The sequence below is a fragment of the Paraburkholderia sp. DHOC27 genome (genome assembly GCF_003429005.1).
GTDB lineage: Bacteria > Pseudomonadota > Gammaproteobacteria > Burkholderiales > Burkholderiaceae > Paraburkholderia.
In genome coordinates this window covers 45,519-71,069 of the sequence record NZ_QVQV01000013.1, presented here as the reverse complement: position 1 = coordinate 71,069, position 25,551 = coordinate 45,519, and the positions used below count along the sequence as shown (strand labels likewise).

Genomic DNA, 25,551 nt, shown 5'->3' with positions numbered 1-25,551 from the left:
CCGAGGCTGTGTGGCTCATCGCGGCGGTGCCGCTGCCGGCTTCACGCCTGTCTTGAGTAATTCGCACTAACGTTCCAGATTACGCGTTTTGCCATTCGGCGGGCGTCAGCGTCTTCATGCTGAGCGCGTGGATTTCCTGCTTCATGCGGTCGCCGAGCGCGGCATAAACCAGTTGATGACGCTGGATCAAGCGCTTGCCCTCGAAGCTCGGCGAAACGATGGTCGCAAAGAAATGCTGGCCGTCGCCTTCCACTTCGAGATGCTCGCAGGCGAGCCCGCCGGCAATGTATTGCTTGACCTGTTCAGGAGTCGGCAATGTGGACATGGGGAATGCTCCTCGTCAGTGGCGCAGCTTGTAGCCAGTGGCGAGCATGCGCATCGCCACGGCCGCCAGCACCACGAAGAAACCAAAGACAATGGCCAGGCTCACGAGCGGGTCGATATCCGACACCCCAAAGAAACCGTAGCGAAAGCCGTCGATCATGTAGAAAAAAGGATTGAGCCGCGACACTTCGCGCCACACCGGCGGCAGCGTATGCGTCGAATAGAACACGCCCGAGAGGAACGTGAGCGGCATGATCAGGAAATTCTGGAACGCGGCGAGCTGGTCGAACTTCTCGGCCCAGATACCTGCGATGAGTCCGAGTGTGCCGAGAATGGCCGCGCCCAGCACCGCGAATGCAACGATCAGGAGCGGCGCGTTGAAGCTCACCGGCACGAACCAGATCGTCACGATAAACACGCCGAACCCGACCGCGAGCCCACGCACCACCGACGCCAGCACATAGGCGAAGTACATCTCATAGTGGGACAACGGCGGCAGTAGCACGAATACCAGGTTGCCGGTGATCTTGGACTGGATTAGCGACGACGAACTGTTGGCGAATGCGTTCTGCAAGACGCTCATCATCACCAGACCGGGAATCAGGAAGCTCGTGTATTCGACGCCGGGATAGACCTGCACATGGCCGCGCAATGCGTGGCCGAAGATGGTCAGATACAGCAATGCGGTAATGACCGGCGCCAGCACGGTCTGGAACGACACCTTCCAGAACCGCAGGATTTCCTTGTAAAACAGCGTTCTAAAACCGCTGAAACCACTGAAACTGCTCACGCTGCTCATGCCAGCCCCTCGATCACTTCCGGACCGTTCATCACCTGAACGAACACATCTTCGAGGTCGGCTTTGCGCACCTCGATTTCTTCGAACGTGCAACCCGCGTTGCGGCATTGCGCGAGAATCCGCTCGACTTCGTCGTAGCTCGACAGACGCAGCAGATGTTGCCGGCCGTTGCCGTTGCTCGCGCCAACTTCGACTTCGAGCGGGCGCAGCTCGGCAGGCAGGACGCCTTGCGCGAAGCGCACGAACAGTTGCATGCCGGCGAAGCGTTGCAGCAGCGTGCTGGTGCGTTCGAGCGCGACCACTTCGCCACGGCGCAGCATCGCAATGCGATCACACAGCGATTCGGCTTCTTCCAGATAGTGCGTGGTCAGCACGATCGTGTGACCCTCGCGGTTCAGACGCGAAATGAATTTCCACAAGGTCTGACGCAGTTCGACGTCCACGCCCGCGGTGGGCTCGTCTAGCACGATCACCGGCGGCCGGTGCACCAGCGCCTGCGCGACCAGCACGCGGCGTTTCATGCCGCCGGAGAGCGCACGCATGTTGACGTCCGCTTTCTCGGTGAGGTCGAGATTGGCCATCACTTCGTCGATCCACGCATCGTTGTTGCGCAGACCAAAATAGCCGGACTGAATACGCAAGGTTTCGCGCACCGTAAAGAACGGATCGAATACGAGTTCTTGCGGCACGACACCGAGCGCACGCCGCGCGTCGCGGAAATCGTTGACGACATCATGACCGCGCACCGCGATGCTGCCTTCGTCGGCGCGCGCGAGTCCTGCGAGGATGCTGATGAGGGTCGTCTTGCCCGCGCCGTTCGGACCGAGCAGTCCGAAGAACTCGCCTTCTTCCACCGTGAGGCTGACGCCCTTGAGCGCCTGAAGCTCTTTGTAGCGCTTTTTGACGTTACGAATTTCTATGGCTGGCATGACTGTGGGCCGCTTGAAATCACGGCGCCTGATAGATGTGCGAAGTGCAGGGAGGAACGAAATTGGGGCCCGTTAGAAGCGCCAAAAAACGTTTGATTATAGGGCAAAGTCGAACCGCTCGACTCAGCCGGGGGATTGGGAAGCTGATGCGAGGGTGGCAACGCAGCGCGCCGAGGGTTGCGGAAAGCCGCCCCACGCCGCGCGAGGCGGCGGCGCGCCTTGCGACGTTAAAGCGCGGGAGCGGGCGTCAGGCGACCCAGCAGGGCGTCGACGCCGTAGGCATGCGCCAGACTGGCGAGACCAGCCGGCAGGTTGACGATGTCGAGCGCGCCGCCGCGCGCCTGAGCGGCGCGTTGCCAGGCGATCAGCACAGCGAGCGCCGATGAATCGAATTGCTTGAGCGGCGCGCAGTCCACGCCGCGCGCGCCCGCTGAGATACGTTGCAGACCGGCCGCGAGCGCAGCCTTCGCGCTCGCGTGCGTGAGCGTCGAACCGGTTTCGAAGCGGCCGGCGTGACCGGCAGCCGAACCGACCTCAGCGTTTGCTGCCGTACTCACGATTGCTTGCCGGCAGCAAGCTGCTGGTTGCGCTGCGTGAGGAACTGGATCAGGCCATCCACGCCGTGCTGCTGGATCTGCTCGTTGAATTGCTGCTGATACGCCTGGATGAGCCATGCGCCGAGCACGTTGATGTCATACACGCGCCAGCCTTGCGGCGTCTTGTATAGACGGTAGTCGAGTTCGATGGGCGAGCCATTGTTCATCACCGTGGAGCGCACCACCGTGTCGGTGTCGTCCGGATTCATGCGGAACGGCTTGTATTGAATCTGTTGATCCTTCACCTGCGCCAGCGCGCCCGAATACGTGCGGATCAACAGCATCTTGAACTGCTCGACCACGGCGTTCTGCTGTTCAGGCGTTGCGGTGCGCCAGTTGCGGCCCATTGCCAGTTGCGTGGTACGACGGAAGTCGGTGTACGGCAGGATCTTTTCGTTGACCAGCTGGGTGATATGCGAAATGTCGCCCTGCTGGATCGACTTGTCGCTTTTCACTGCGTCGACCACCTGCTGGGTGACCGTCTTCACCAGGCCATCCGGCGAACTGCTGTCAACGGCTTGCGCGAAAGCCGAGCCGCCGAACGAAACAAATGCCGAGAACAACGAAACGAGAAGGAATTTTTTCATATTAAGAGCCTTGCTGAAATAACAGTGCAAACCTTGGAGCCCGCAACCGGGCGCGAGTTCATTAGCATCCCACGCCCAGACTGCGAGAGTCGTTTCCAGGTGTTACGGCAGCAACAATCAATGCAGCCTGAATGTCGGGAAATTCAACCGCGGCGGTACGATCTGGTCGGCTGGGACCTGAGTGGTTTCCGGACCGCCGTTCAGATCAATGGGAGGCGTGCCTTCAGCAGATGATGCAGGCACCGCACCCGCAGCCGCCGGTACTGCAGACGTTTCGGCACCTGATGCGCCCGCTGGCGCAGTCGCCGCCCCGGGCGTAGGCGCGGCTGTGGCGCCCGCTGCCGGCGCGGCCGCCCCACTTTCCGAGTCGTCGTACTTGGGCAGCGGCGCATTGTCGCCGTAGTCCGGCAATGCCGCGCCCGCCGAGCCGCCCTTTCCTTGCGACAACAAATAGTTACGCCGTTGCAGATAAGCGTTGCGCACGAACGAGTATTTATCGAGTGCGGCGCCTTCCAGCACGTCGCTCGCGCCCAGCAGGTTGGCGCGCGTGTTGACGATGTTCACGCCATACAGCGCCCAGCTCAGGCCGTCCGGGTGAATATAAGAGAGCGGATTCACGTAGTAGGCGCCAATCGAACCCACCGCATCGCGCACCGTGCTCGGCCCGAACAGCGGCAGCACCAGGTACGGACCCGCAGGCACGCCATAGTGACCGAGCGTGAGGCCGAGGTCGTTGTCGTGCTTGGGCAGCTTCGCGAGAGTGGCCACGTCGAACAGGCCGCCCACACCAAACACGGTGTTGATGACGATCCGCATGATGTCTTCGACGCCATCCGTGATCTTCAACTGCAGCAGGTTATTCGCCGCGACGTAGACGTCGCCGATGTTCGAGAAGAAGTTGGTCACGCTATCGCGCACCGGCTGCGGCGTGATCTTCACGTAGCCTTGGGCCACCGGCTTGAGCGCGTACTGATCCACCTTGTCGTTGAAGGTGAAGATCGAGCGGTTCAGGCCTTCCAGCGGATCGCCCTTGGTGGGCGTATTAACGGTCGCACAGCCCGCGAGCATTGCCGCGGCCAGCGCCAGCGCCGAACTACGGACGCGCATGGTCTGCATTCTTGTTCTCCTTATTGACCCGACGCGGCCGATGCGGCCACTGCCGGCGCCGGCGCGGGCATGGCCGGCGCAGGGGCCGCAGCGGACGCGCCCGATTTGGCTGCGCCAGAGTCAGCTGCCTTGCTATACAGGAATTGTCCAATGAGGTTTTCGAGCACGATGGCCGACTGGGTCATCGAGATCGTGTCGCCGGCTTTCAGCATTTCGCTGTCGCCGCCCGGTTCGAGACCGATGTACTGCTCGCCAAGCAAACCCGCCGTCAGGATCTTCGCCGAGGTGTCCTTCGGAAACTGGTATTGCTTGTCGATGTCGATCGTAACCAGGGCTTGATACGAATTCGTGTCGAAGTTGATCGAATCGACCCGGCCCACCGTCACGCCCGCGCTTTTCACCGGCGCGCGAGCCTTCAGGCCGCCGATATTGTCGAACTTCAGTTTGACCGGGTAGGTTGCCTGAAACGACAACGAGCTCATGTTGCCGGCCTTCAGCGCCAGAAACAGCAGCGCTACAAAACCCAGCACCACGAACAGGCCGACCCAGAAGTCGAGAGCAGTCTTTTTCATCGTCATCCCAAAGAGAATCCTTGCGCCCACGACGCTTCCCGCACGACGCGAGGGCATCGACACCCGCGGCGGAAAACGTGCGGCGCAGCTTTTTAGCTGAACATCAATGCAGTCAGCAGGAAATCGAGGCCGAGCACCGCGAGCGATCCGTACACGACCGTCTTGGTCGTGGCACGCGATACACCCTCGGGCGTCGGTTTGGCTTCATAGCCCTGAAAGAGCGCGATGAACGTCACCGCAAAGCCGAACACAATACTCTTGATCACGCCGTTGCCGACGTCCGCCCACACGTCCACGCCGCCTTGCATCTGCGACCAGAACGAGCCGGCGTCGACGCCGATCATCAGCACGCCCACGACATAACCGCCGAACACGCCGACCGCGCTGAAGATGGCGGCCAGGATCGGCATGGAGATGATGCCTGCCCACAAGCGCGGTGCGATCACGATCTTGACGGGGTCGACCGCCATCATTTCCATGGCGGTGAGCTGTTCGCCCGCCTTCATCAAACCAATCTCCGCCGTGAGCGACGTACCGGCGCGGCCCGCGAACAGCAGCGCGGTGACCACCGGCCCGAGTTCACGCACGAGCGAGAGCGCCACCAGCAAACCGAGCGCCTGCTCCGAACCATAGCGGTTCAGTGTGTTGTAGCCCTGCAGACCGAGCACGAAGCCGACGAACAAACCGGACACCGCGATGATCACCAGCGAATAGTTACCGACGAAGTGGATCTGCTTCGTGACAAGACGCGGACGGCGCAGCAGCGGGAAGAACTGCAGCACTAGCCGCAGGAACAGGCGCGTGGCGTAGCCGGCCGTTTCGAGGCCGCCGATCACCGAGCGTCCGATCGTACTGATCATGCCTGCCCTCCGCCGATGCCAAAGTCTGCCGCAAGCGGCGTGTTGCTTGGATAGTGGAACTTGAACGGGCCGTCCGGCGCGCCGTCGATGAACTGGCGCACGGTCGGGTCCGTGGACGCGCGCAACTGCGCGGGCGAGCCTTCCGCGTGGACACCGCCGTTGGCGAGGAAATAGACGTAGTCGGCAATCGCGAACGATTCCGGCACATCGTGCGTGACCAGGATCGAGGTAGCGCCGAGCGCCTGGTTCAGCGCGCGAATCAGGTTGGCCGTAATGCCGAGTGAAATGGGATCGAGGCCGGCAAACGGCTCGTCGTACATCATCAGTTCGGGGTCGAGCGCGATGGCGCGCGCCAATGCCACGCGCCGCGCCATGCCGCCGGAAATCTCCGACGGCGCGAGATCGCGCGCCCCGCGCAGACCCACGGCATTGAGCTTCATCAACACCAGGTCGCGGATCAGTTCTTCGGGAAGGTCAGTGTGCTCGCGCAGTGCAAACGCCACGTTCTCGAACACGGACATGTCGGTGAACAACGCGCCAAACTGGAACAGCATGCCCATCTTGCGACGCAGCGCGTACAGCCCGTCGCGTGTCTGCCCGCCGATATCCTGGCCTTGAAACAGAATCTGGCCACGCTTTGCACGCACGAGGCCGCCGATCAGACGCAAGACCGTGGTCTTGCCGCAACCCGAGCCGCCCATGACCGCCACCACCTGGCCGCGCTGGAAGCGCAGGTTCAGGTTCGACAGGACGAGCCGGTCGCCATAACCGAAGTCGACGTCACGCAGCTCGAGAAGGGTCTCGGGAGAGGAAGGCACGAAGCTAACAATCCTTTTACACAGAACGCCGGATTATAGGGCCAACGTGCAAAAGCTGCCGTGACGGGCCCTGTCCCGATAAGCGGGGCTTCGCGATTATGGCGTAAACCCTTGACGCATTGCGGAAACTGCAAGAGAGGGGTCGGCAGCCTCGGTGACGGCCCGCACGACGGCCGCGCTGCCAACGCCCGTGGCGAGCACTTGCGGCAGCACCTGCTGGTCGATGCCGCCAATCGCCACCAGCGGCACCACGTCCCCCAGCAGACGCACATAACGGGCGAGCCGCGTCAAACCCTGCGGCGCGGTGGGCATCACCTTGGTGGTGGTCGGGAAGACCGCGCCGAGCGCGATGTAGCTGGGGCGGAAATGCAGCGCGGTGAGAATTTCGTAGTAGCCGTGCGTCGACAGGCCGAGGCGCATGCCGGCCGCCGCGAGCGAGGCGAGGTCGGCCTCATGCAGGTCTTCCTGGCCGAGATGCACGCCGTACGCGCCAGCTGCCAGCGCCGCCTGCCAGTGATCGTTGATGAACACCTGGGCGTCGTGCTGATGACCTGCCGCGACGCAGCGGGCGATTTCCTGCACCAGCACGCCCGGCTCGGCTGTCTTGCGACGCAACTGCACCGTCTTCACGCCATAGCTGACCACGCGCTCCACCCATTCTGCAGTCGGCAGAACCGGGTAAAGACCGAGGCGCGGCGGACACGGCGCGAACGCTTGCGCCGGTGCGGCCAGCAAGCCGGACACGCGCGGAAAACGCGTCAGGTCGCACGGCCAGGCGTCGACGGCGGCGGTCGTTTCGTCGCCGTCGCGCCAGGCCATTGCCAGCACCAGCGCGTCGTGCGGCGCGAAACCGCAATCCAGAAACGCGGCCAGCGCCGGAATCCAGTCTTCCGCCAGATGCCCTTCCAGCGCGTAGCGCTCACCACCGAGATGCAAGGTGGCCCGCCCCGCAGCGGCTTCGATCACGCCCGCGCCCTGAACCTGCCAGCGCGCAATCTGTTCGAGGTGCTGCTGCGCATCGGCGATGACGATCAGGTCGCCGCCGTTCGCATCGTCGGGCGCGGCGAGGCAAATGCGCCAGGCCACATGCGACGCCGGCCAGTCACCGAGGCGTGCGCGGATACGCTCGGCGGCTTCCGTGAGTTCATCGGCGGGCGGCCAGAACAGATCGCGGCCCCCCAGCGGCAAAGTCTCTTTCGTGCTGGACGTCATGCGGCGCTCCCATCCTGATGCCAGAACGGCATGCCGACCACCGGCGTGCTCGCGTGGGCGGCTTCACGTTCGGCCATCGGACCGGCCAGATAAGCTTGACGCCCTGCTTCGGCACCCAGCGCGAAAGCGCGGGCCATCGCCTCGGGATGCGTGGCTTGGGAGACCGCCGTGTTCAGCAGCACGCCGTCGAAACCCCACTCCATGACCTGAGCCGCATGCGACGGCACGCCGAGACCGGCGTCGACGATCAACGGCACATCGGGCAGACGGTCGCGCAGAACCCGCAAGCCGTACGGATTGATCACGCCCTTGCCGGTACCGATGGGGGCGCCCCACGGCATCAACGCTTCGCAACCGGCGTCGAGCAGCCGGCGCCCAATCACGAGATCTTCCGTGCAGTACGGCAGCACCTTGAAGCCGTCCTTGACGAGTCGCGCAGCGGCTTCGATCAAGCCAACCGGGTCCGGCTGCAACGTGTAGTCGTCGCCGATCAGTTCGAGCTTGATCCAGTCGGTTTCGAAGACTTCGCGCGCCATATGCGCGGTCGTGACCGCTTCGTTCACGCTCTGGCAGCCGGCCGTGTTCGGCAGCAGCGGCACGCCGTGGCGTTTGAGCAGATCGAAGAAGCCGGCTTCGGCGCCGCCCTCGTTCATCTGACGGCGCAGGGCAACGGTGACCATGCCCGGTTTCGCGGCGTCGATCGAATCGGACAGCGACTGCAACGACGGATAGCGTGACGTGCCGAGCAGCACGCGGCTGGCGAAGGTTTCGCCGTACAGCGTGAGGGCGTCGGCGGAGGGAGAAGAGGTCATCGGGTCATCCTTGTTTCTGGCAATACGCGGCGGCATGGGCACACGCAGCCGTTTGTCCGTTCGCGAGCGGTGACTTGCCGTGCCGCCTGCGAAGATTCATTCCATACATTCCAGACGTTCCAGGCGCGAACGCTGTGGCCCACTCGTGCGGGCGCAACCGCCCGGTCTGTCAGCCGCCGGCAACCGGTTGCACGACGTCCAGCTTGTCACCCGCCTGCAGCGCGCGCGCTGCGTGCTGGGTACGGGCCACGAAATCGCCATTCAGCGCCACCGCGAAAGGCGGACGGGCGCCGAAGGCAGCCAGGGCATCGGCGACGGTCGCTCCATCCGGGAGCGTGAGCGGCTTCTGATTGATATGAATGTTCATGGTGTGCAAATACGTTTCAATCGGTGATGCGGAGCGCGCGGCAAGCAACCATCGCGCTCAAAGGTATGAAAAAGCCCGCAATGCTCATGCCGGGACGTGCGCATGCGGCGCACGGTCGAGACGATCGAGCTGGAACAATTCGCTCCAGCGCGCCTCGCGTCGCCAGTCGGCAAAGGCGTCGGTGTCGCCGATGCGGCCATCCAGCAGCGCCGTCGCGAAGCGCACCGCTTCGTCGGCGACTTCCGGCACGATCATGTAGCCGTGTCGGTAGAGGCCATTCACGCGCAGCGTGTGCGCACCGTCCCAGACGAGCGCCGGACGGTGGTCCGGCAAGGTGGGGCGGCACTGCGAATTCAGCTCGAGTATGCGCGCCTCGCCGAAGCCAGGATGCACCGAGAACGCCGCGCTCAGCAACTCCAGCGCGGAACGCACGCTGACGGGCGACATGTCTTCGCCTTCCACCTCGGTGGCGCCGATCACGTAGAGATCGTCCTGCTTCGGCGCGATGTACAACGGATAGCGCGGATGCAGCAAGCGCACCGGCCGTGTCAGATTGATGCCGGGTGCGTGTACGCGCGCCACTTCGCCGCGTATGCCACGCAGCGTGGGCAGCACCGCCTTCGCCCCAAGGCCGCGGCAGTCGATGGTAACTCGCGCGGCCGGCAGCGCCTGCTCATCCACGGGGGTGTTCCAGTGCGTCTGAACGCCACGCTCGGCGAGGCCCGCGGCCAACGCGGCGAGCACCTGCCGATTATCTAGTTGTCCTTCACGCGGCAGCAGCCAGCCTTGTGTGAAACGGCCCGTCAACGCGGGCTCTGTTGCACTGATCTGCGCGCCCGAGAGCCCGACGAAACCACCGTCGAGTAACTCGCTCGGGGCATTCGCACGTACCCGACGCTCGAATAGCGGTGCCTCGGTCCGATCTGCGTGATGCCACACGACCAACGTGCCATTGCGCTGGAAAAACACCGGCTCGGGCAGCTCCGCCAGCACCTGCGGCCAGGTATCCAGCGAGGTCGCGCCAAGGCGCGCGATCAGCAATTCAGCGCTGGCTGCTTCGGCGAGCGGCGCGAGCATGGCCGCTGCCACCCAGGCTGCGGCGTTCGAGCCGGCGGCGTCGCCGCGCTCGTAAAGCGCCACGCGATAGCCCGCGCCGGCAAGCCGCCACGCAACCAGCCGGCCGCACAGGCCGCCGCCGAGCACAGCGAAATCAGAAGAGGGGCAATAAACTGAAGAATGAGCGGTCATCGTATCCTTTCCGTACGGCAAAAAGCGCACGTACCCAAGGACGAAACCGGCGGGCGAGCCGGCCGGGCAAGAAGCGCATCCAATGACGGAAGCTGCCCGGCGGGGAAATGGAAGAATGACTGACTTCCGGAAACTTCCCGCGCCGGTATTACCCGGATCGGGTGCAAAGGGTCTCTCTCAGCCTCGCCGCGGCGTGCAGCCCGCGCACAAAGCACCCCTGTTTCGTCGAAGGTCATTAGACCATAAAAGCCGATACGGCTCAAACGGATGGCCGGAGGATACAGGCGGCGGCGCCCGTGCCGGCGGCTGCGGGAATTCATGTGGCGCCCCTCGGCGCTCTGGCACAATGCCAGCAGAAATGCCGCATTTAGCCACCTGATACGGCCCCAGCATTAATTTTCGCTTAAGGCACCCGGGCCAGAATCCGGAAATCGTTTGACGGGGCGCCATCCGGGCTGGTTGGCAAGACACGTTGACGGGCACGGCGGGGCTGGCCCAGGACGGACAGGCCCAGTACAGCCCGGTTCGGGATGCGCAATGCCGGAATGGGTTGGCCCATGACCGACCACCCCGGACGGGCCGGCCCAAATGGGCCACCCCGAAGTACCGCTATTTCTTCAGGATGCACATGACACCCAATATCACCCCTGCCGGCACCCCAGAGCCAGACGAAAAAGTCTCTGCCTGGAGTCTGATCAAGCCCTACTGGGTTTCTGAAGAATGGAAAGTTGCGTGGGGTCTGCTGCTCGCCATCGTGGCGATCAACCTCACCAACGTCTGGCTCAGCGTGAAGTTCAACACGTGGAATGGCGAGTTCTACAACGCGCTTCAGGCCAAGAACGTCCACGAATTTCCGCACCTCATGGCCGTGTTCTCGGTCATCGTGTTTGCGATGATCATCCTCTTCGTGTACGGCCGTTATCTGCGTCAGATGCTTGGCTTCCGCTGGCGCCAGTGGCTCACCAATCGCTACCTCGAAGAATGGCTCGGTGACGGCGCCTTTTACCGCATCGAACGCGATCGTCTCGCCGACAACCCCGACCAGCGTATCAGCGACGACCTGCAGTCTTTCGCGACCAGCTCCCTGTCGCTCTCACTGGATCTGCTTTCGACGGTCGTCACGCTGATCTCGTTCGTCACCATTCTCTGGGGTCTCGCTGGCGCGGTGACCTTGAGTCTCGGCGGCATGCCCATCGTGATTCCGGGCTACATGGTGTGGGTGGCCGCGCTCTACGCGCTCGGCGGTTCGTTCCTGATCCACAAGCTGGGTCATCCGCTGGTGTCGATCACGTATCAGCAGCAGAAGGTGGAGGCAGACTTCCGCTTCGGCCTGATCCGCGTGCGTGAAAACGCTGAACAGATCGCGTTCTACGATGGCGAAGCCACCGAACGCGGGAATGCGCACACGGTCTTCCAGCGCATTCGCGACAACTGGTGGCGCGTGATGAAGTACACCAAGCGCCTGAGCTTCGTGCTGAGTTTTTATGGGCAGATCGCGATCATCTTCCCGCTCGTGGTCGCTTCGCCCCGCTACTTCGCCGGCGCCTTCACGTTCGGCGTGTTGATGCAGATCCAGGGCGCGTTCGGCACGGTCAGCGATTCGTTCTCGTGGTTCATCAACAGTTACGGCAGCCTCGTCGACTGGCGCGCTACCGTCAACCGTCTGCGCGAATTCAAACGCGTGGTACACGCCTCGCATCTGAAGGAGTCGGTTTCGCCGGCTACTGTGCACGGCGGCATCAATCTGCACTACGTCGACGCCGACCGCCTCTCCACCGGCGGCCTCAAGCTCGCGCTGCCGAACGGCGAAGCGCTTTCGCAGATCCGCGATATCGCCATTCAACCGGGTTCGCGCTGGCTGGTGCGCGGTCCGTCCGGTTCGGGCAAGAGCACCTTGATGCGTGCGCTTGCAGGCTTGTGGCCATTCGGCGACGGCTCGATCGACGCGCCCGTGAATGCGCGCATGATGTTCATCCCGCAGCAGAGCTACATGCCCATCGGCACGCTGAAAGCGGCGCTGACGTATCCCTCGCCGGCCGAAACGTACAACGACGACGAATGCCGCGAAGCCCTGCGCATCTGCCGTCTGGAAGAATACGTGGACCGGCTGGAAGAATCCGCTCACTGGGCGCGCGTAATGTCGCCGGGCGAGCAACAGCGTCTCGCCGGCGCGCGCGTGCTGCTGCACAAGCCCGACTACCTGTTCCTCGACGAAGCCACCAGCGCGCTCGACGCCGCGAACGAGGCGAGCCTGTATCACCTCTTCACGGAGCGTCTGCCGAAGGCGGCAATTGTCAGCGTCGCGCATAGCGAATCGCTGGCTGCGTTCCACGAAGAGACGCTCGAAGTCGAGCGGTCAGGTGAGCCGGTTGCCGCCTGAGCAACATCCCGAAACACGCGAGAACAATTCGAAAGCATTTGCGAACGGCTGAAGCTGTTCCATGCTTTGAAAATGACCCGAAGCGGCGACGATTGACCTGCGGACCGAGACGTATCCGGACCGCACGTCAATCACCGTTACCGGACCTCTCGCCATGTCATTCGACCGCTGCTTCAATCCCTTGACTCAACGACTCACGCAGATGAGTCGCGCCCTCGCTCAACACGCGGCGGCGCCGTCCGTTGCGTTCGGCACCGCGACTGCCGCGCTCCTGATGGCAGCCAGCGCCCATGCCGCGCAAATGGCCCAATCCCCGGAACCCGCCAACGTCTGCCCGGCGCTGCAACACATCGTCGCCGCCTCTGATTTCAAGCAACTGCGCGATGAACCCGCCGCGCAATTGCCGGGCGTGGCCAGCGCCGACGATTGCCGCGCCAACTCACACGCGTACGACTGTCACTGGCGCGCGCATTGGGACGCCGATGGCGTAGTCAACGATCCGCTCGAAGAACTCGGCGCCGACATCGCCGCCTGTTTTCCGGCCGTCGTGCATGACCTCAACACACCAACCCGCCAGCACTTCATCGTCACCAGCGGCGAGCGTCGCATCAACGTGACGGCTAGCGTGCAGGGCACGAACGAACTGCGTCTGCGCATCGCGCGCTGAACCTGACGCTGCTCCGTTTCATTCGTGCTCCGACACATCGAGGGATGGCATTGTGATTCATTCGCGCTCATGGCTACGCTCTGCCGTCTGGTGGACAAGCGGTTTTGCCGCGCCTGCAAAATGCCAATGGCAGCGGCAAAAACAGCGCCAGCGATCATGCGCGTGGGCCACGGCCGCCGCCCTCCTCTGCGTCGGACTGAACGGCTGCGCGTGGACCCTGATCACCGCAGCCGATGCCACCGGCTCGGTGATTCAGGCCGGCTACGCAATCGCATCGAACTACTCGTCGCCGACCTTCGTCAGCGGCCGGCCGGCGTCCCTCAGCGCGGTGTGCATCGAAGTGAACCAGACGGTTTCGGTGGGCGATTTCGTGCCGTCGTTGCAGATGGCGCTGGAGCGGCGCGGCATCCGTTCGGATGTCTACAACCCCGGCACCTCGCCCGCCGGCTGCGAGGCGCGGCTTGTGTATAACGCCTCCGTCGATTATGGACATCGCTCCTTTAGCGATGACCCTGTGCAGTATCTTGCCGTGATTGATCTGACCTTGATCCAGCAGGGGCACATCCTCGTCACCGCGCGCTACCAGACCGGCGAGCTCGGCGTGGACCGCTTCTCCAATGCGTCCGTCAAGCTCAGCGGCATGATCGACAAGATGGTGGTGGATCGCACCGAGTTGCGCCCGCAAACCATTCAGACCTCGCAGATCAATTGAGGCCGACCTTCGCCTAACCGTTGCCCGCCATTACCCGGGAAAGGTTTAGAAAGCATCGCCCGCTACCGACGCGCGAAGGTATCTCTTAACATCGGCGCCATGAACCAATCCATTCTCGTTGTCGACGACGACCCCGTCGTGCGCGACCTGGTGCGCGAATATCTACAGGGACGCGGTTACGCCGTCACCGTGCTGGAACACGGCATGGCCCTGCAACGTCGGCTGCAAAACGAACGGCCTGCGTTAGTTGTGCTCGACATCATGATGCCCGAGCTCGATGGCATCAGCGCACTGCGCGCGCTGCGTCTAGCGGGCGACGACATCCCCGTGATCCTGCTGACTGCGCGCGCCGATGTGATCGACCGCGTCATCGGTCTTGAACTCGGCGCGGACGATTATCTCGGCAAGCCGTTCGAGCCAAGCGAACTCGTTGCGCGCATCCGTAATGTTTTGCGCCGTCGTGGCGCGATCGCGCCGGGCGCACCGGAAAATCGCGCGCCCTATCGCTTTGGACGTTTCGAAGTGAATTTTCCGGCGCGCGAATTGCGCCGCGATGGTGAGCGGATCACGCTGCGCTCGAGTGAGTTCGCCATCCTGAAGGTTTTCGTCACGCACGCGATGACGGTGCTCACGCGCGCGCAACTACTGGAAAAGCTGCATGGCAACAGTGAAGCACATCGCAATCGCAGTCTGGATGTGTCGATCTGGCGTCTGCGCAGACTGATCGAAGTCGATCCGTCCGAACCGCGCTACGTGCAAACGGTATGGGGACAGGGTTACGTATTCGTGCCCGAGGGAGAAATCGGCGCCGCCGAGCGCTGCATGCCCGCGCTGCCCGATGCGTAACGCGCCGATATCAGCGACCTCAAAACATCAGAACGTCAGCACGCTCAGGAACATCCGCTGCAACCAGCCCACCGTCGTCGAATCGCTGACGATACCCTTGCCCGCCTGTTCGATGCGCGCATTCGCGACCTTGCTCGACGACACGTAGTTGCCCGCGTCGATATCCTTGGGATTGACGATGCCGGACAGTCGCAAGCGGTCGTGATTGCCGTTCATCGCAATCACCTTCTCGCCCGACACCAGCAGATTGCCGGTAGGCATGGTGCCGATCACCGTGACCGCCAGCGTGCCGGTCATGCCGTTGGTGTCGGTCATCGCGCCTTGCCCCTTGAAGTCCGTGGCGGCCGAGCCGATGTTGAATAACTTCGCGAGCCGCGCGGCGGTGCCGGTGGACTGATCCGCGGCGGTCGCCGTGATGTCGCTGCTGCGACTGGCGGTCGTGTTCGCGCTGCTGTTGCCACTGTACGACTCGGACAGGCGAATCGTCAGCACGTCGCCAATATGCTGCGCGCGTGGCGTTTCATACAGTAGCAACGACGACCCGGCCTGATAGATCGCCCCTTGCGTATTGACGTTGAGCGGAGCGCTCACGAGCGGCGGCAGCATCGGCGTCTCGACAATGGAATCCTGATGGCTGCTCGCGCACGCAGCGAGGCTGAGCGCGGCGGTCACCGCGACGTTCAACGTAGCGATGCAACGTAACGGTGTCATGGAGATTTCCTGCACATAGCGAACGGAACCAAAGAGCGGCGCATGCGGGTCCACCTCAACCGGCATCGGCCGTGCTCGCCTGCCATTGCCGCACCAGCGACTTCACGAAAGCGTCGGGGTCTTTGAGCAGATAGGTCAGCGTGCCGTTATGACTGGCCGGCAAGAAACACAACGTGATCGAACTGACGGCGTTTTCCCACACATAGACGGGCACCGGGCTGTTGTCCGCGGAGAGATTGCGCGTCGCGAGCCGCGGCGGCCCGTAGTGAGCAGCCAGTGCGTTGCGCAGATCGCCGGCGGTAGGCTCGTCGACCACGAACGACATCTCGTACAGACGCAACGCGCTCTGCGCGTCGCCGCGCGCAAAACGCAGCACGTGATCCTGCGCCAATGCGCCATCCACGACGGCTTGCGAGACCGCCCAGCGTTCGGCCGTGCGATGCGCCCAGCGGCACGCGACCGTCAGGCTCTCGCTGGTTTTCAGATTCATGCCAAGCGCGCCCGCCAGCATGTCGGTCTCGCAGACGGGCACGCTACCCACTGGCGTCGCGCGCACGGTCGAGCCAGCGCGAAACTCATCGAGCGTGATACCCAGCGCGATGCCACGAAACGCGAAGGGCGTGTCGGCGCTGCGCCTGTGCGCGTCGGGTTCACTGTGCTTCGTTGCCACAGAGACATGCAGTACCGGCTCTGCGGCATTCACCACGTACGGCGCGAGACCCAGCAGCATGAAGAACGACAGCGCCGCCAGCGCGGAGCGGGTCACACGACGCTTCTTCAATGGAATGCCGTGCACGCGAACGAAGGTCTGCATCACCATGATTCAGTCAATCGCCGCCGCGCACGCGTTGAACGGTGTCGCGGCGGCGTGCCCGACCATTGGCACGATATCGAGCGTCGCCGCCGTCAACCGGCATGGCAATGCGGCCACGCCGCAGCCGCTCAAGGGCAGCAGCGCGGCGCCTAGCGCCAGCCCGGTAATGGCTCGCCAATACCGCCTGAAAACACGCAAGATGGACACGGCGCGCGCTCCCCTGCTCAGGCGGTTGTATTGACATGGTTGCCGACCAGCGCGCTCGGCGCCGCCGGTTGCGCGGCTTCGGCAGGTTGCGCATCGGGTTTGGCCGCCGTCTCGGGCGGGCTCGCGGGCCGCTCGCGTTTCACTGGCGGAAAAGTGGTGGAGTGCAGATTGTTCTGAACAGTCATGACGTGCCTCGCTTGACGTGAGATTGCGGAGATTTCGATGCGATTGCCGCAATCTCGAGGGCACGGTGACGTGAACCGGGCGCACGGATCGAAGGATTGCGGCAGTGCTGAACTACAGGCCGAATCATCACGCGGGGCGGCGGGTTGCCAAGCACGAAGCAAAGTACGCTTTTCAGCGGTACTTACGAGTCGTTTCGAGCCGGCGCCAATTCTTTCCAGCAAGGAAGATAGGTAAGCAGAGCGAGGCTGATGCGGCCCCCAAAGAAGCGCCGAATATTGCCAACTTTATTGCCAACTTTATGTTCGACGATGCATGCGCCCGCCTTATGGGGCAAGGCTTTCGGCAACCGGCAGGCAGCCTGCCAACCGGGCGCGGGGCGTTCCGTAAGTGTTGGTAAGAAAAGAGTGAGCCGCTCGCCGCGCGCGCCAGTCTAAAATTTCGGGATGAATCCACAGGTCCTAATTGTCGACGACGACCCGGTCGTGCGCGATCTGCTCTGCCGCTTCCTGCAATCGAACGGGTACGATGCCTCGGTGCTGCACGACGGCACGCATCTGCAACGCCGTCTGGAGCGCGAGCGGCCATCGGTCGTGGTGCTCGATATCATGATGCCGAACACGGACGGCCTGCGCGCGCTCACCGCGCTACGTGCCGCCGGCGACGACATTCCGGTGATCTTCGTGACGGCGCGCGGCAGCGTGGCGGACCGCATCGTCGGCCTGTCGCTCGGCGCCGACGACTATCTGACCAAGCCATTCGATCCGCGCGAACTGCTCGCCCGCATCCAGACCGTGCTGCGGCGGCGTGGTCCGTCTACCACGAGTGCACCGGAAGCCCGCAAGCCGTATCGATTCGGCCCCTTCGAACTCGACTTCGCCACCCGCAGCCTGTCACGCGACAGCACGCGTCTCGCGCTGCGCGACAGTGAATTCGCGCTCCTGAAGATTTTCGTCAACAACCCGTACAAGGTGCTCTCGCGGGTCTTGATCCACGATCTGGTCCATCGCGACAACCTCGCGTTTCGCGATCGCAGCCTCGACGTGCCGATCTGGCGTCTGCGCCGTGTGATCGAAGACGACCCGTCCAGCCCCTGCTACGTGCAGACGGTGCGCGGCAAGGGCTATGTGTTCGTGCCGGATGCCGACGGCACTCCCTTCGCGATCGAGGCCGCGGCGGACTCATGAAAAACCCGTTGAACACGCTATTCGGCCGAATGGCGTTGCTCTCGACGGCGGTATTGTTGGCCATTCAGGCCGGCTGGTTCGTCCTGATCGTGATGCAGCCGCCTCACCATGAGGTGGACGGTTTTGCGCGCGGCATTCTGCTCATGCTGCAGGCGGCCAACGGCGAACCCGTGCAGAGCGCCGATCTCGCGCCGGCCATGCGTGTGCATCTGGTGCCGACATGGAACATGCCCAGCACGATTCACCTGCACGAACCGCACGAGCGGCAGTTCGTCGAACTCAGCCAGCATCTGCGGGCGCGCATGCCGGCGGGCACGCAGATCGAAGTGGACGACGCCCAGCCGCCCCGGCTATGGGTCCGTTATCCCGGTAAATCGACGTGGGTCGTGGTGCCGGTGGACATCCCGCCGCGCCCGCGCTTCATCATCGAAACCGGTTCGATGCTATTGGCTGCGCTGCTGCTCTCGCTGCTCGCCGTCTGGCAGATGCAGCGGCCGCTCTCGCGCGTTGCGCTGGCCGCACGGGCATTCGGCGCGGGCGGCCGGCCCGAGCCGGTGAATGTGCAGGGTCCGCGTGAACTGCGTGATCTGATCGGTTCGTTCAACGACATGATGCGGCGTCTGAACGAAGCGGGTGACGACCAGGCGGTGATGCTGGCCGGCGTCGCCCATGACCTGAAGGCACCGCTCACGCGCCTGAAACTGCGCGCCAGCGTGCTGGTGGCGGAAAACGAACGCGCGGGACTGATCCGCGATGTCGACTCGCTCACCAATATCGTGCAGCAGTTTCTGGAGTTTGCCGGCCAGGCTGCGGATGCCGGACCACCCGTCGAAGTGGAAGCGTTCCTGCGCGAGCAGTTTTCCTCTACGGACATGGCCGACGCCAGTGAAATAACCAACGAAGGCGATGGCCCCGACCACGCCGCCGACACCTCCGACACCGAGCCGCCCCTATTCCGCCTCGATCTGCGGGCCGGTCCGCAATTCAGGCTGCCGCGCACCCTGCTGGATCGGCTGGTGACCAATCTGGTCGACAACGCGCTCGAACATGGCGCGCCGCCCGTCGAGATCGAAACGGGCCGCGACGAGCGGCATTGGCTCATCAGCGTGCGCGATCACGGTCCGGGCATTCCGGATGATCGCATTGCCGCCGCGATGAAGCCGTTCGTGCGGCTCGACGCGGCGCGTGGCGGTGAAGGTCATTGCGGGCTGGGACTCGCTATCGTCACGCGTCTGGCGCTCGACCGTGGCGGACGCTGCGATGTGCACAATCATCCCGACGGCGGCCTGCGCATCCGCATCGCCTTGCCGATCGTGGAACTGGAACCTTGAGTCAGAACACCGAGCGCGCTGCGGCGCTTACACGGACTTACGGGGCAAGCTGAGCGGCCCACGGCGCACGTATAGTCGGCTCCGGCCTCCTCAATGGCTCCCTTTGCGGTCCGCTCCGCGCTTGCGCGCGCGGGCCGCTTTTTTCCGGCGGTTTGGGACAGCTACCGCGTCTAGACGATCAGGCGCTCGCGCAACGTCTCGATGGTGGATTCCGACAGGCCGAGCCCCAGCGTGAGGTAGCTCGTCATCGTGCCGTAGCTCGCCTGCACCTGATCGAAACCGGCCTGCAGGAAGCTCTCCTGCGCACTGAAAAGCGGTGCGTCGAGCGTGGTCGCCGCCGCGCCGCCTTGCGTCTGAACGGCTGCCACCTGAATCTTGATCGAGTCCGCTGAATAGGTATTGGTCAGCAGATAGTCCTGCATGATGATGTCGAGCGGAACGTTCGCAATGCTGAGCAGCACGGCCGCGACCCATCCCGCGCGATCCTTGCCCGCCTGCGAGTGAATCAGTTGCGCGCCCTCGGTGCTCGCGAGTTGCGTCAGCAATGCCCCATAGCCCGCCCGCTGCGCGTTACCCGTGACGTACGCGCGCTCGCCCGCTTCCATCCATGCCACCGCGCCGCCTGGCAAATCAGGCGGCGGTATGGGCTGATCGCTCAACCCCAGCACGTTGATGTTCACGTATGACGCGCCGCTTGGCAGCACGTCGGCGCTGCGGGCGGTTTCACCCGGCGTACGCAGGTCGTAGACGGTCGCAATCTTCAGCGTGTCGATCACGGCCTTGTCCGCCGCGCTCAAGGTGAGCGCGTTCGCGCGATAGAACGCGCCACGCCGCACCTGCCGGCCATCCACGGTCGGATAACCACCGCCCGCGCCGCCGATGTCCCGGAAATTGCTTACCGACGCAAGCCGCGGCGTATCCGGTTCCTGAGCCGACCCGCCACCGCCGCCGCAGGCCGACAGCAGCGCGCCGCTCACTCCGGACAGCAGCCACGCACACGCCGCACCCTTCAGGAAGGTGCGTCGTCCTGCGGATTCACCATCTGGAACATTTTCAGACATCGATGCCGTGGCGGACCGGGTCGCGGGTGGGCGAACGGTCGCAGAGAAATCCATTGAGTATTGGGGTAAAGGCGCGCTCGCCTCTGGCGGAGAACGCCCAGGCAAGCCTGCACGCTTTGGGGTGAGTGTACCCAACGAATATCACGGGCAGGTTACAAGGTAGGAGTCGGTAAGGAAGTGAAACGAGTTCAGGGGCCGTCCCCAGCAGGCCCGCATCCATCAACCCACGCCATGTTTTTTGTTCCGCCTGGTCCACGCGGATAGCGGCACCGTAAAATGGCGGCACGAGAGAGTGTCCCGCGCGCCACGCGCAGGATGACACAGAGTATGGGAGAGGGCATGGCGTCATTTGAGTGGTTCACGGAGCTGACGACGCGCGAGCGACGCACACTTTACGCGGGCTTCGGCGGTTACGCCGTCGACGCGTTCGACTTCATGATCTACTCGTTTCTGATTCCCACCTTGATCGCGACGTGGGGCATGACGAAAAGCGAAGCGGGGATGATCGCGACCAGTTCGCTGATCTCGTCGGCCGTGGGCGGCTGGCTCGCCGGCATCCTCGCCGATCGCTATGGGCGCGTACGCGTCCTGCAATGGACCATCGCCACCTTCGCGGTTTTCACGTGCCTGTCCGGCTTCACGCACTCGTTCTGGCAACTGCTCGCCACGCGCACGCTTCAGGGTATCGGCTTTGGCGGCGAGTGGTCGGTCGTGACCATCATGATGGCGGAAACGATTCGCTCGCCTGAGCATCGCGCCAAGGCCGTGGGCACGGTGCAAAGCAGCTGGTCGTTCGGCTGGGCGGCGGCGGCGCTTGTCTACTGGGCGTCGTTCGCGTGGCTGCAGGAACAGTACGCGTGGCGCGCCTGCTTCTGGGTCGGCTTGCTGCCGGCCCTGTGGATCATCTTCATTCGCCGCAACGTCAGCGATCCAGATGTCTTCATTGCTACCCGCAAGGCGCGCGAAAGCGGCGCGGATACGGGGCACTTCCTGCAAATCTTCGCCGTGCCCCATCTCAAGACCACGCTGCTCGGCAGCGCGCTGTGCACCGGCATGCTGGGCGGCTATTACGCGATCACCACCTGGCTGCCCACCTATCTCAAGACCGTGCGACATCTGTCCGTCTTCAACACCAGCGGCTATCTGATCGTGCTGATCGTGGGATCGTTTACCGGCTATATCGTCGGGGCGATCCTGTGCGACCGCATTGGCCGGCGCGCGTCGTTCGTGCTGTTCGCAATCGGTTCGTTCGCGCTCGGGATGGTCTACACGATGCTGCCCGTGACCGACCACGCCATGCTGCTGCTCGGATTTCCGCTCGGTGTCGTCGTGCAGGGAATATTTGCGGGAGTGGGTGCGTATCTATCGGAGCTGTATCCGAATTCGATTCGCGGTTCCGGTCAGGGCTTTTGCTACAACCTCGGGGGCGGACTGGGCGCACTGTTTCCAATTCTGGTCGGCACGCTGGCGCAATCCATGACGCTCGTGAATGCGATGGGCCTCGTGGCCGGCGCCGGCTATTTGCTGGTGATCGCCGCCGCGCTGTGTCTGCCCGAAACCGTGGGCCGTGCGCTACCGTCCACGACCACTGCCTCCTGAACGCCTCAGCACAGATATGAACACAATCGTTTTAGGCGGCGGCGTGATTGGCGTGGCGACCGCCTTCTATTTGCGGGCGCAAGGCTGCGACGTCACGGTGATCGAACGCGAGCCCGACGTAGCGCTAGCCACCAGTTTCGGCAACGCCGGCGTGATCGCTCCCGGCTATGTGACACCCTGGGCCGCACCGGGCATGCCGGCCAAGCTGCTCAGATATCTGTTCAAGCCCACTTCGCCGCTGATCTTCAGGCCCACCTTCGACCCCGCTCAATGGCGCTGGATCGCCCGCTGGTTGCGTGAATGCGAGCTGGAGCGGTTTCGTGTCAACAAGCAGCGCATGCAGCGGATTGCGTACTACAGCCGCAACTGTCTGCATGAATTCCGCTCGCGGCATCCGTTCGACTATGGCCGCAGCCAGGGTTATTTGCAGCTCTTTCGCAGCGAGTACGACGTGGCGCTCGCCCAGCCCGCGCTCACTGTGCTGCGTGACGCGGGCATCGCGTTTCGGGAAGTGAGCGCGGCGCAATGCGTCGAGATCGAACCTGGATTGCGCTGGGCGCGTGAGACACCCACCGCCGGGCTTTATCTGCCGGATGACGAAGCCGGCGATTGCGCCCGCTTCACGCGTGAGTTGCGCTTGATCTGCGAACACATGGGCGTGGTGTTTCGCTTCGACACCCACGTGACGTCGCTCGATGTGCAGGGCGGCGAAGTGCGCGGCGTGCGCATCGAAAGCGAGCGTGGCCTCGAACTGCTGCCCGCGGATGCGGTCGTGGTGGCGCTGGGTGTCGATAGCGCGGCGCTGCTCGCACCGCTTGGCGTCAAGCTGCCGCTCTACCCAGTCAAAGGCTACTCCGCGACCCTGCCGGTCACGGACGACGAGAAGGCCCCGCGCGCCGCATTGATGGATGAATCGCTGAAGACGGCGATCACGCGCTTTGGCCGCAACGTACGCGTGGCCGGGACGGCTGAACTGGGCAACCGGCATTCCACCTTGCGCGAACAGGCGCTGCAAACCTTGCTGAAAGTGCTGGACGACTGGTTTCCGCATGCGGCCAATCGCGGCTCGGCGCATTTCTGGGTGGGACGCCGACCCATGACGCCGGATGGACCGCCGCTGCTCGGCCGCTCCGGTGTGGAGCGTCTCTGGCTCAACGTGGGACACGGGTCCACCGGCTGGGCGATGGCGATGGGCTCGGGCAAGGTCGTGGCCGACCTGGTCGCGGGGCGGACGGCGGAGATCGATCTGGAAGGGCTCACTCTCGAGCGGTATCGGCGCTGAATATTGCGGCTTGCTGCGCGCGGCATGGCGGCGTTTGCTGCGCCGTGCTTACGCTTGCTGGTGTTGCTTATCCCACGGCCGCGCTGGCCAACGCACGATAACGCGCGCCGTGTCGCGCCAGGGTGCTCGAATACAACACCAGCGCCTCGAAGTTCGCCTGTAGATTTGCGGGCGGCTGCGCGCAAGGCTCGGGCGCCGCCGCGTCCCGGCCAAAGCGCGCCAGTGTGATGTGCGGGCGGAACGAGCGGGCATCCACCGGTAAGCCGAGGTCGATCATCAACGAACGGACGCGCCAGTCCAGCTTCAGCAAGCCATCGGTCATCGCGAGTCTTGCCACCGTCAGGCGTGGATGCGTGGCATTCGGCCAATGCTCGATGCCGGTGATCGGCGCCGGTTCCAGCGCCGCGCCTGGCTGCGCCAACTCTGCTGCCAGTCGCTCGCCCCGCTCCGCCGTGAGCGCACCGATGAACGTCACCGTCAAATGCAATTGTTCATACGGCACACGACGCGCACTGCTGGGCACGTCGAGCGCGGCAAGCGCATCGCGTGTGGCGACATCCGGCGCCAGCGCGATGAAGCAGCGCTGCCAGGGGCCGTGCTCTTGTGTCTCGCTGGCTTGCATCGTGGGTCGCCCTCGCTGTATGAAAGGTCCGCTTTGCGCGTAACAAGTATCGCAGGCGTGCTGTTGGACATCAAAGCGATGACGCACGTCGTTTCACCGGGATCACACGCCCATGAAAAAAGCCGGGTCACCCTTGCGGGTGCCCGGCTCTGTTACCGCCTTGTCGTCTCCACCTCTTCCTGCAAACAGTGGTCAGCCCGCGCAAGCGTGCATGGTGCACACGCATGCACGGACCGGACAAACACTTAGCGCGGCAGATCCGACTGTCCCATCAGGAACGCGTCCACCGAGCGCGCGCACTGACGGCCTTCGCGAATCGCCCACACGACGAGCGACTGGCCACGGCGCATGTCGCCCGCGGTGAACACCTTGTTCACCGACGTGTAGTACGCCTTGTCGCCTTCCGTCGCGGCGCGCACGTTGCCGCGCGCGTCCTTGTCGACGCCGAACGCTTCGAGGATCGGCGAGACCGGTTGCGTGAAACCCATCGCCAGCAGCACCAGGTCCGCCTTCATTTCGAACTCGGAGCCTGCCACTTCCTGCATCCTGCCGTCCTTCCATTCCACGCGCACGGCGATCAGCTTTTCCACCTTGCCATTCTTGCCTTCGAAACGCTTGGTCGCCACGGACCAGTCACGCTCGCAGCCTTCCTCGTGTGAGGACGAGGTGCGCAGCTTGATCGGCCAGTACGGCCACACGAGCGGCTTGTTCTCTTCTTCCGGCGGTTGCGGCAGCAGTTCGAACTGCGTGACATCCTTCGCGCCGTGACGGTTCGAGGTACCGACGCAGTCAGAACCCGTATCGCCACCGCCGATCACGACCACGTGCTTGCCCTTGGCAACCAGTTGTCCCGGCACCTTGTCGCCCGCATTGACCTTGTTCTGCTGCGGCAGGAATTCCATCGCGTAGTAGATGCCTTCCAGCTCGCGGCCCGGCACCGGCAGATCACGCGGCGTTTCGGAGCCGCCCGACAGCACCACCGCGTCGAACTGTTCTTTCAGTTCGTCCGGTGTGATGGTTTCCTTCGCCGTATTGGCGATGTGTCCCGGCAGCGGATCCTTGCCGATGAACACGCCCGGGCGGAAGGTCACGCCTTCGGCTTCCATCTGCCGCATGCGGCGATCGATCAGCCACTTTTCCAGCTTGAAATCGGGGATGCCGTAACGCAGCAGACCACCGATGCGATCGTTCTTCTCGAACACGGTCACATCGTGCCCCGCGCGCGCCAGTTGTTGCGCAACGGCGAGACCGGCGGGGCCGGATCCGACCACGGCAACTTTCTTGCCGGTCTTGTGCTTCGCCGGTTGCGGCGCAACCCAGCCTTCGGCCCACGCCTTGTCGATGATCGCGTGTTCGATCGACTTGATGCCGACCGGATCGTCGTTGATGCCGAGCGTACACGCCGATTCGCACGGCGCCGGGCAGATGCGGCCCGTGAACTCGGGGAAGTTGTTGGTGGAGTGCAGCACTTCGATCGCGGTCTTCCAGTCCTGATGAAACACCAGGTCATTGAAGTCCGGGATGATGTTGTTCACCGGGCAGCCGTTGTTGCAGAACGGAATGCCGCAGTCCATGCAGCGCGCGCCTTGAACCTTCGCATCGTCGTCGGAGAGTGCCGCGACGAATTCCTTGTAGTGCTTCACACGCGTGAGCGGAGCTTCGTACGTCTCATGGCGACGTTCGAACTCGAGAAAACCGGTTGCCTTGCCCATGTGGTT

At 63.6% G+C, this 25,551-nt stretch carries 28 protein-coding genes and 1 riboswitch; of the genes, 8 read left to right on the top strand and 20 right to left on the bottom strand.

Features of this window, described 5'->3' with window-relative positions; translation table 11 throughout:
• Positions 1-79: 79 nt before the first annotated feature.
• The 13 genes from D0B32_RS30595 to D0B32_RS30535 form a co-directional block, all read right to left on the bottom strand.
• A complete protein-coding gene (locus D0B32_RS30595; protein WP_117338056.1) occupies positions 80-325 on the bottom strand; it encodes a BolA family protein in 246 nt (81 codons plus the stop codon).
• Between the two features lie 15 nt (positions 326-340).
• Entirely contained in the window at positions 341-1,123 is a 783-nt protein-coding gene (locus D0B32_RS30590) for an ABC transporter permease (RefSeq protein ID WP_117338055.1), read from the bottom strand.
• On the bottom strand, positions 1,120-2,052 hold the full coding sequence (locus tag D0B32_RS30585; RefSeq protein WP_117338054.1) for an ABC transporter ATP-binding protein: 933 nt from the start codon (positions 2,050-2,052) through the stop codon (positions 1,120-1,122). The genes D0B32_RS30590 and D0B32_RS30585 overlap by 4 nt, the downstream gene beginning before the upstream one ends.
• Before the next feature lie 227 nt (positions 2,053-2,279).
• On the bottom strand, positions 2,280-2,609 hold the full coding sequence (locus D0B32_RS30580; protein ID WP_181969963.1) for a lipid asymmetry maintenance protein MlaB: 330 nt from the start codon (positions 2,607-2,609) through the stop codon (positions 2,280-2,282).
• The gene (locus D0B32_RS30575) at positions 2,606-3,235 is read right to left on the bottom strand and encodes a phospholipid-binding protein MlaC (RefSeq protein WP_117338053.1); all 630 of its coding nucleotides are present in this window, start codon (positions 3,233-3,235) and stop codon (positions 2,606-2,608) included. Before D0B32_RS30575 ends, D0B32_RS30580 begins: the two co-directional genes overlap by 4 nt.
• A 117-nt stretch (positions 3,236-3,352) precedes the next feature.
• Positions 3,353-4,351 carry a VacJ family lipoprotein gene (locus D0B32_RS30570; protein WP_117338052.1) on the bottom strand — a complete coding sequence of 333 codons (999 nt, stop codon included), beginning with the start codon at positions 4,349-4,351 and terminating at the stop codon, positions 3,353-3,355.
• Positions 4,352-4,362: 11 nt separating this feature from the next.
• A complete protein-coding gene (gene mlaD, locus D0B32_RS30565; protein WP_117338142.1) occupies positions 4,363-4,914 on the bottom strand; it encodes an outer membrane lipid asymmetry maintenance protein MlaD in 552 nt (183 codons plus the stop codon).
• Positions 4,915-5,006: 92 nt separating this feature from the next.
• Positions 5,007-5,774, bottom strand: a complete 768-nt coding sequence (gene mlaE / locus D0B32_RS30560) for a lipid asymmetry maintenance ABC transporter permease subunit MlaE (RefSeq protein WP_117338051.1) — start codon at positions 5,772-5,774, stop codon at positions 5,007-5,009.
• The gene (locus D0B32_RS30555) at positions 5,771-6,592 is read right to left on the bottom strand and encodes an ABC transporter ATP-binding protein (protein ID WP_117338050.1); all 822 of its coding nucleotides are present in this window, start codon (positions 6,590-6,592) and stop codon (positions 5,771-5,773) included. Before D0B32_RS30555 ends, mlaE begins: the two co-directional genes overlap by 4 nt.
• A gap of 96 nt (positions 6,593-6,688) precedes the next feature.
• Positions 6,689-7,804 carry a thiamine phosphate synthase gene (gene thiE, locus D0B32_RS30550; RefSeq protein ID WP_117338049.1) on the bottom strand — a complete coding sequence of 372 codons (1,116 nt, stop codon included), beginning with the start codon at positions 7,802-7,804 and terminating at the stop codon, positions 6,689-6,691.
• Positions 7,801-8,616, bottom strand: a complete 816-nt coding sequence (locus tag D0B32_RS30545; RefSeq protein ID WP_117338048.1) for a thiazole synthase — start codon at positions 8,614-8,616, stop codon at positions 7,801-7,803. The genes thiE and D0B32_RS30545 overlap by 4 nt, the downstream gene beginning before the upstream one ends.
• A 169-nt stretch (positions 8,617-8,785) precedes the next feature.
• Positions 8,786-8,983, bottom strand: coding sequence for a sulfur carrier protein ThiS (gene thiS / locus D0B32_RS30540; RefSeq protein ID WP_117338141.1), 198 nt, complete (start codon positions 8,981-8,983; stop codon positions 8,786-8,788).
• A gap of 84 nt (positions 8,984-9,067) precedes the next feature.
• Positions 9,068-10,231, bottom strand: coding sequence for an FAD-dependent oxidoreductase (locus tag D0B32_RS30535; RefSeq protein WP_117338047.1), 1,164 nt, complete (start codon positions 10,229-10,231; stop codon positions 9,068-9,070).
• A 117-nt stretch (positions 10,232-10,348) separates the two neighbouring features.
• A riboswitch (TPP riboswitch) is annotated at positions 10,349-10,460 on the bottom strand.
• Between the two features lie 399 nt (positions 10,461-10,859).
• On the opposite strand from D0B32_RS30535, the gene D0B32_RS30530 reads away from it, so the two are divergent.
• The 4 genes from D0B32_RS30530 to D0B32_RS30515 all read left to right on the top strand — a co-directional run bounded on the left by D0B32_RS30530 (position 10,860) and on the right by D0B32_RS30515 (position 14,836).
• The gene (locus D0B32_RS30530; protein WP_117338046.1) at positions 10,860-12,611 is read left to right on the top strand and encodes an ABC transporter ATP-binding protein/permease; all 1,752 of its coding nucleotides are present in this window, start codon (positions 10,860-10,862) and stop codon (positions 12,609-12,611) included.
• A 202-nt stretch (positions 12,612-12,813) separates the two neighbouring features.
• Positions 12,814-13,278 (top strand): hypothetical protein, encoded by a 465-nt coding sequence (locus D0B32_RS30525; RefSeq protein WP_117338140.1) that lies wholly within the window; start codon positions 12,814-12,816, stop codon positions 13,276-13,278.
• 196 nt (positions 13,279-13,474) lie between these two features.
• Positions 13,475-13,990, top strand: a complete 516-nt coding sequence (locus D0B32_RS30520; protein ID WP_117338139.1) for a hypothetical protein — start codon at positions 13,475-13,477, stop codon at positions 13,988-13,990.
• A gap of 99 nt (positions 13,991-14,089) precedes the next feature.
• On the top strand, positions 14,090-14,836 hold the full coding sequence (locus D0B32_RS30515) for a response regulator (protein ID WP_117338045.1): 747 nt from the start codon (positions 14,090-14,092) through the stop codon (positions 14,834-14,836).
• 27 nt (positions 14,837-14,863) lie between these two features.
• On the opposite strand, the gene D0B32_RS30510 is transcribed toward D0B32_RS30515, so the two are convergent.
• The 4 genes from D0B32_RS30510 to D0B32_RS32750 are packed head-to-tail and all read right to left on the bottom strand — an operon-like array spanning position 14,864 to position 16,753.
• Positions 14,864-15,547, bottom strand: coding sequence for a flagellar basal body L-ring protein FlgH (locus D0B32_RS30510; protein WP_117338138.1), 684 nt, complete (start codon positions 15,545-15,547; stop codon positions 14,864-14,866).
• Between the two features lie 55 nt (positions 15,548-15,602).
• Positions 15,603-16,367, bottom strand: coding sequence for a hypothetical protein (locus D0B32_RS30505; protein WP_259295221.1), 765 nt, complete (start codon positions 16,365-16,367; stop codon positions 15,603-15,605).
• Between the two features lie 3 nt (positions 16,368-16,370).
• Complete coding sequence (locus D0B32_RS33150) at positions 16,371-16,529, bottom strand: DUF6726 family protein (protein WP_310591217.1); 159 nt, start codon at positions 16,527-16,529, stop codon at positions 16,371-16,373.
• 56 nt (positions 16,530-16,585) lie between these two features.
• Entirely contained in the window at positions 16,586-16,753 is a 168-nt protein-coding gene (locus D0B32_RS32750; protein ID WP_181969958.1) for a hypothetical protein, read from the bottom strand.
• Positions 16,754-17,197: 444 nt separating this feature from the next.
• Between D0B32_RS32750 and D0B32_RS30490 the strand changes: the two genes are divergently transcribed.
• Both D0B32_RS30490 and D0B32_RS30485 read left to right on the top strand, forming a co-directional pair.
• Positions 17,198-17,938 carry a response regulator gene (locus D0B32_RS30490; protein WP_117338042.1) on the top strand — a complete coding sequence of 247 codons (741 nt, stop codon included), beginning with the start codon at positions 17,198-17,200 and terminating at the stop codon, positions 17,936-17,938.
• Positions 17,935-19,269 carry an ATP-binding protein gene (locus D0B32_RS30485; RefSeq protein WP_117338041.1) on the top strand — a complete coding sequence of 445 codons (1,335 nt, stop codon included), beginning with the start codon at positions 17,935-17,937 and terminating at the stop codon, positions 19,267-19,269. The genes D0B32_RS30490 and D0B32_RS30485 overlap by 4 nt, the downstream gene beginning before the upstream one ends.
• A 170-nt stretch (positions 19,270-19,439) precedes the next feature.
• On the opposite strand, the gene D0B32_RS30480 is transcribed toward D0B32_RS30485, so the two are convergent.
• Positions 19,440-20,330 (bottom strand): tyrosine-protein phosphatase, encoded by an 891-nt coding sequence (locus D0B32_RS30480; RefSeq protein ID WP_117338040.1) that lies wholly within the window; start codon positions 20,328-20,330, stop codon positions 19,440-19,442.
• Positions 20,331-20,669: 339 nt separating this feature from the next.
• On the opposite strand from D0B32_RS30480, the gene D0B32_RS30475 reads away from it, so the two are divergent.
• The gene (locus D0B32_RS30475) at positions 20,670-21,929 is read left to right on the top strand and encodes an MFS transporter (RefSeq protein WP_117338039.1); all 1,260 of its coding nucleotides are present in this window, start codon (positions 20,670-20,672) and stop codon (positions 21,927-21,929) included.
• 16 nt (positions 21,930-21,945) lie between these two features.
• Entirely contained in the window at positions 21,946-23,211 is a 1,266-nt protein-coding gene (locus D0B32_RS30470) for a D-amino acid dehydrogenase (protein ID WP_117338038.1), read from the top strand.
• A 67-nt stretch (positions 23,212-23,278) separates the two neighbouring features.
• On the opposite strand, the gene thpR is transcribed toward D0B32_RS30470, so the two are convergent.
• Together thpR and D0B32_RS30460 are read right to left on the bottom strand one after the other, a co-directional pair.
• Positions 23,279-23,833 (bottom strand): RNA 2',3'-cyclic phosphodiesterase, encoded by a 555-nt coding sequence (gene thpR / locus D0B32_RS30465; RefSeq protein ID WP_117338037.1) that lies wholly within the window; start codon positions 23,831-23,833, stop codon positions 23,279-23,281.
• Between the two features lie 245 nt (positions 23,834-24,078).
• Positions 24,079-25,545 carry a glutamate synthase subunit beta gene (locus D0B32_RS30460; RefSeq protein WP_117338036.1) on the bottom strand — a complete coding sequence of 489 codons (1,467 nt, stop codon included), beginning with the start codon at positions 25,543-25,545 and terminating at the stop codon, positions 24,079-24,081.
• Positions 25,546-25,551 lie beyond the last annotated feature (6 nt).

Coding starts and splice junctions, on each gene's coding strand:
- D0B32_RS30570 (WP_117338052.1), bottom strand. CDS start 4,351: ATGCAGACCATGCGCGTCCGTAGTTCGGCGCTGGCGCTGGCCGCGGCA.
- D0B32_RS32750 (WP_181969958.1), bottom strand. CDS start 16,753: ATGACTGTTCAGAACAATCTGCACTCCACCACTTTTCCGCCAGTGAAA.
- D0B32_RS30515 (WP_117338045.1), top strand. CDS start 14,090: ATGAACCAATCCATTCTCGTTGTCGACGACGACCCCGTCGTGCGCGAC.
- D0B32_RS30590 (WP_117338055.1), bottom strand. CDS start 1,123: ATGAGCAGCGTGAGCAGTTTCAGTGGTTTCAGCGGTTTTAGAACGCTG.
- D0B32_RS30505 (WP_259295221.1), bottom strand. CDS start 16,367: ATGGTGATGCAGACCTTCGTTCGCGTGCACGGCATTCCATTGAAGAAG.
- mlaE (WP_117338051.1), bottom strand. CDS start 5,774: ATGATCAGTACGATCGGACGCTCGGTGATCGGCGGCCTCGAAACGGCC.
- D0B32_RS30475 (WP_117338039.1), top strand. CDS start 20,670: ATGGCGTCATTTGAGTGGTTCACGGAGCTGACGACGCGCGAGCGACGC.
- D0B32_RS30490 (WP_117338042.1), top strand. CDS start 17,198: ATGAATCCACAGGTCCTAATTGTCGACGACGACCCGGTCGTGCGCGAT.
- D0B32_RS30585 (WP_117338054.1), bottom strand. CDS start 2,052: ATGCCAGCCATAGAAATTCGTAACGTCAAAAAGCGCTACAAAGAGCTT.
- thiE (WP_117338049.1), bottom strand. CDS start 7,804: ATGACGTCCAGCACGAAAGAGACTTTGCCGCTGGGGGGCCGCGATCTG.
- D0B32_RS30530 (WP_117338046.1), top strand. CDS start 10,860: ATGACACCCAATATCACCCCTGCCGGCACCCCAGAGCCAGACGAAAAA.
- D0B32_RS30470 (WP_117338038.1), top strand. CDS start 21,946: ATGAACACAATCGTTTTAGGCGGCGGCGTGATTGGCGTGGCGACCGCC.
- D0B32_RS30595 (WP_117338056.1), bottom strand. CDS start 325: ATGTCCACATTGCCGACTCCTGAACAGGTCAAGCAATACATTGCCGGC.
- D0B32_RS30460 (WP_117338036.1), bottom strand. CDS start 25,545: ATGGGCAAGGCAACCGGTTTTCTCGAGTTCGAACGTCGCCATGAGACG.
- D0B32_RS30525 (WP_117338140.1), top strand. CDS start 12,814: ATGAGTCGCGCCCTCGCTCAACACGCGGCGGCGCCGTCCGTTGCGTTC.
- thpR (WP_117338037.1), bottom strand. CDS start 23,833: ATGCAAGCCAGCGAGACACAAGAGCACGGCCCCTGGCAGCGCTGCTTC.
- D0B32_RS30510 (WP_117338138.1), bottom strand. CDS start 15,547: ATGACACCGTTACGTTGCATCGCTACGTTGAACGTCGCGGTGACCGCC.
- thiS (WP_117338141.1), bottom strand. CDS start 8,983: ATGAACATTCATATCAATCAGAAGCCGCTCACGCTCCCGGATGGAGCG.
- D0B32_RS30575 (WP_117338053.1), bottom strand. CDS start 3,235: ATGAAAAAATTCCTTCTCGTTTCGTTGTTCTCGGCATTTGTTTCGTTC.
- mlaD (WP_117338142.1), bottom strand. CDS start 4,914: ATGAAAAAGACTGCTCTCGACTTCTGGGTCGGCCTGTTCGTGGTGCTG.
- D0B32_RS30545 (WP_117338048.1), bottom strand. CDS start 8,616: ATGACCTCTTCTCCCTCCGCCGACGCCCTCACGCTGTACGGCGAAACC.
- D0B32_RS30535 (WP_117338047.1), bottom strand. CDS start 10,231: ATGACCGCTCATTCTTCAGTTTATTGCCCCTCTTCTGATTTCGCTGTG.
- D0B32_RS30480 (WP_117338040.1), bottom strand. CDS start 20,330: ATGTCTGAAAATGTTCCAGATGGTGAATCCGCAGGACGACGCACCTTC.
- D0B32_RS30485 (WP_117338041.1), top strand. CDS start 17,935: ATGAAAAACCCGTTGAACACGCTATTCGGCCGAATGGCGTTGCTCTCG.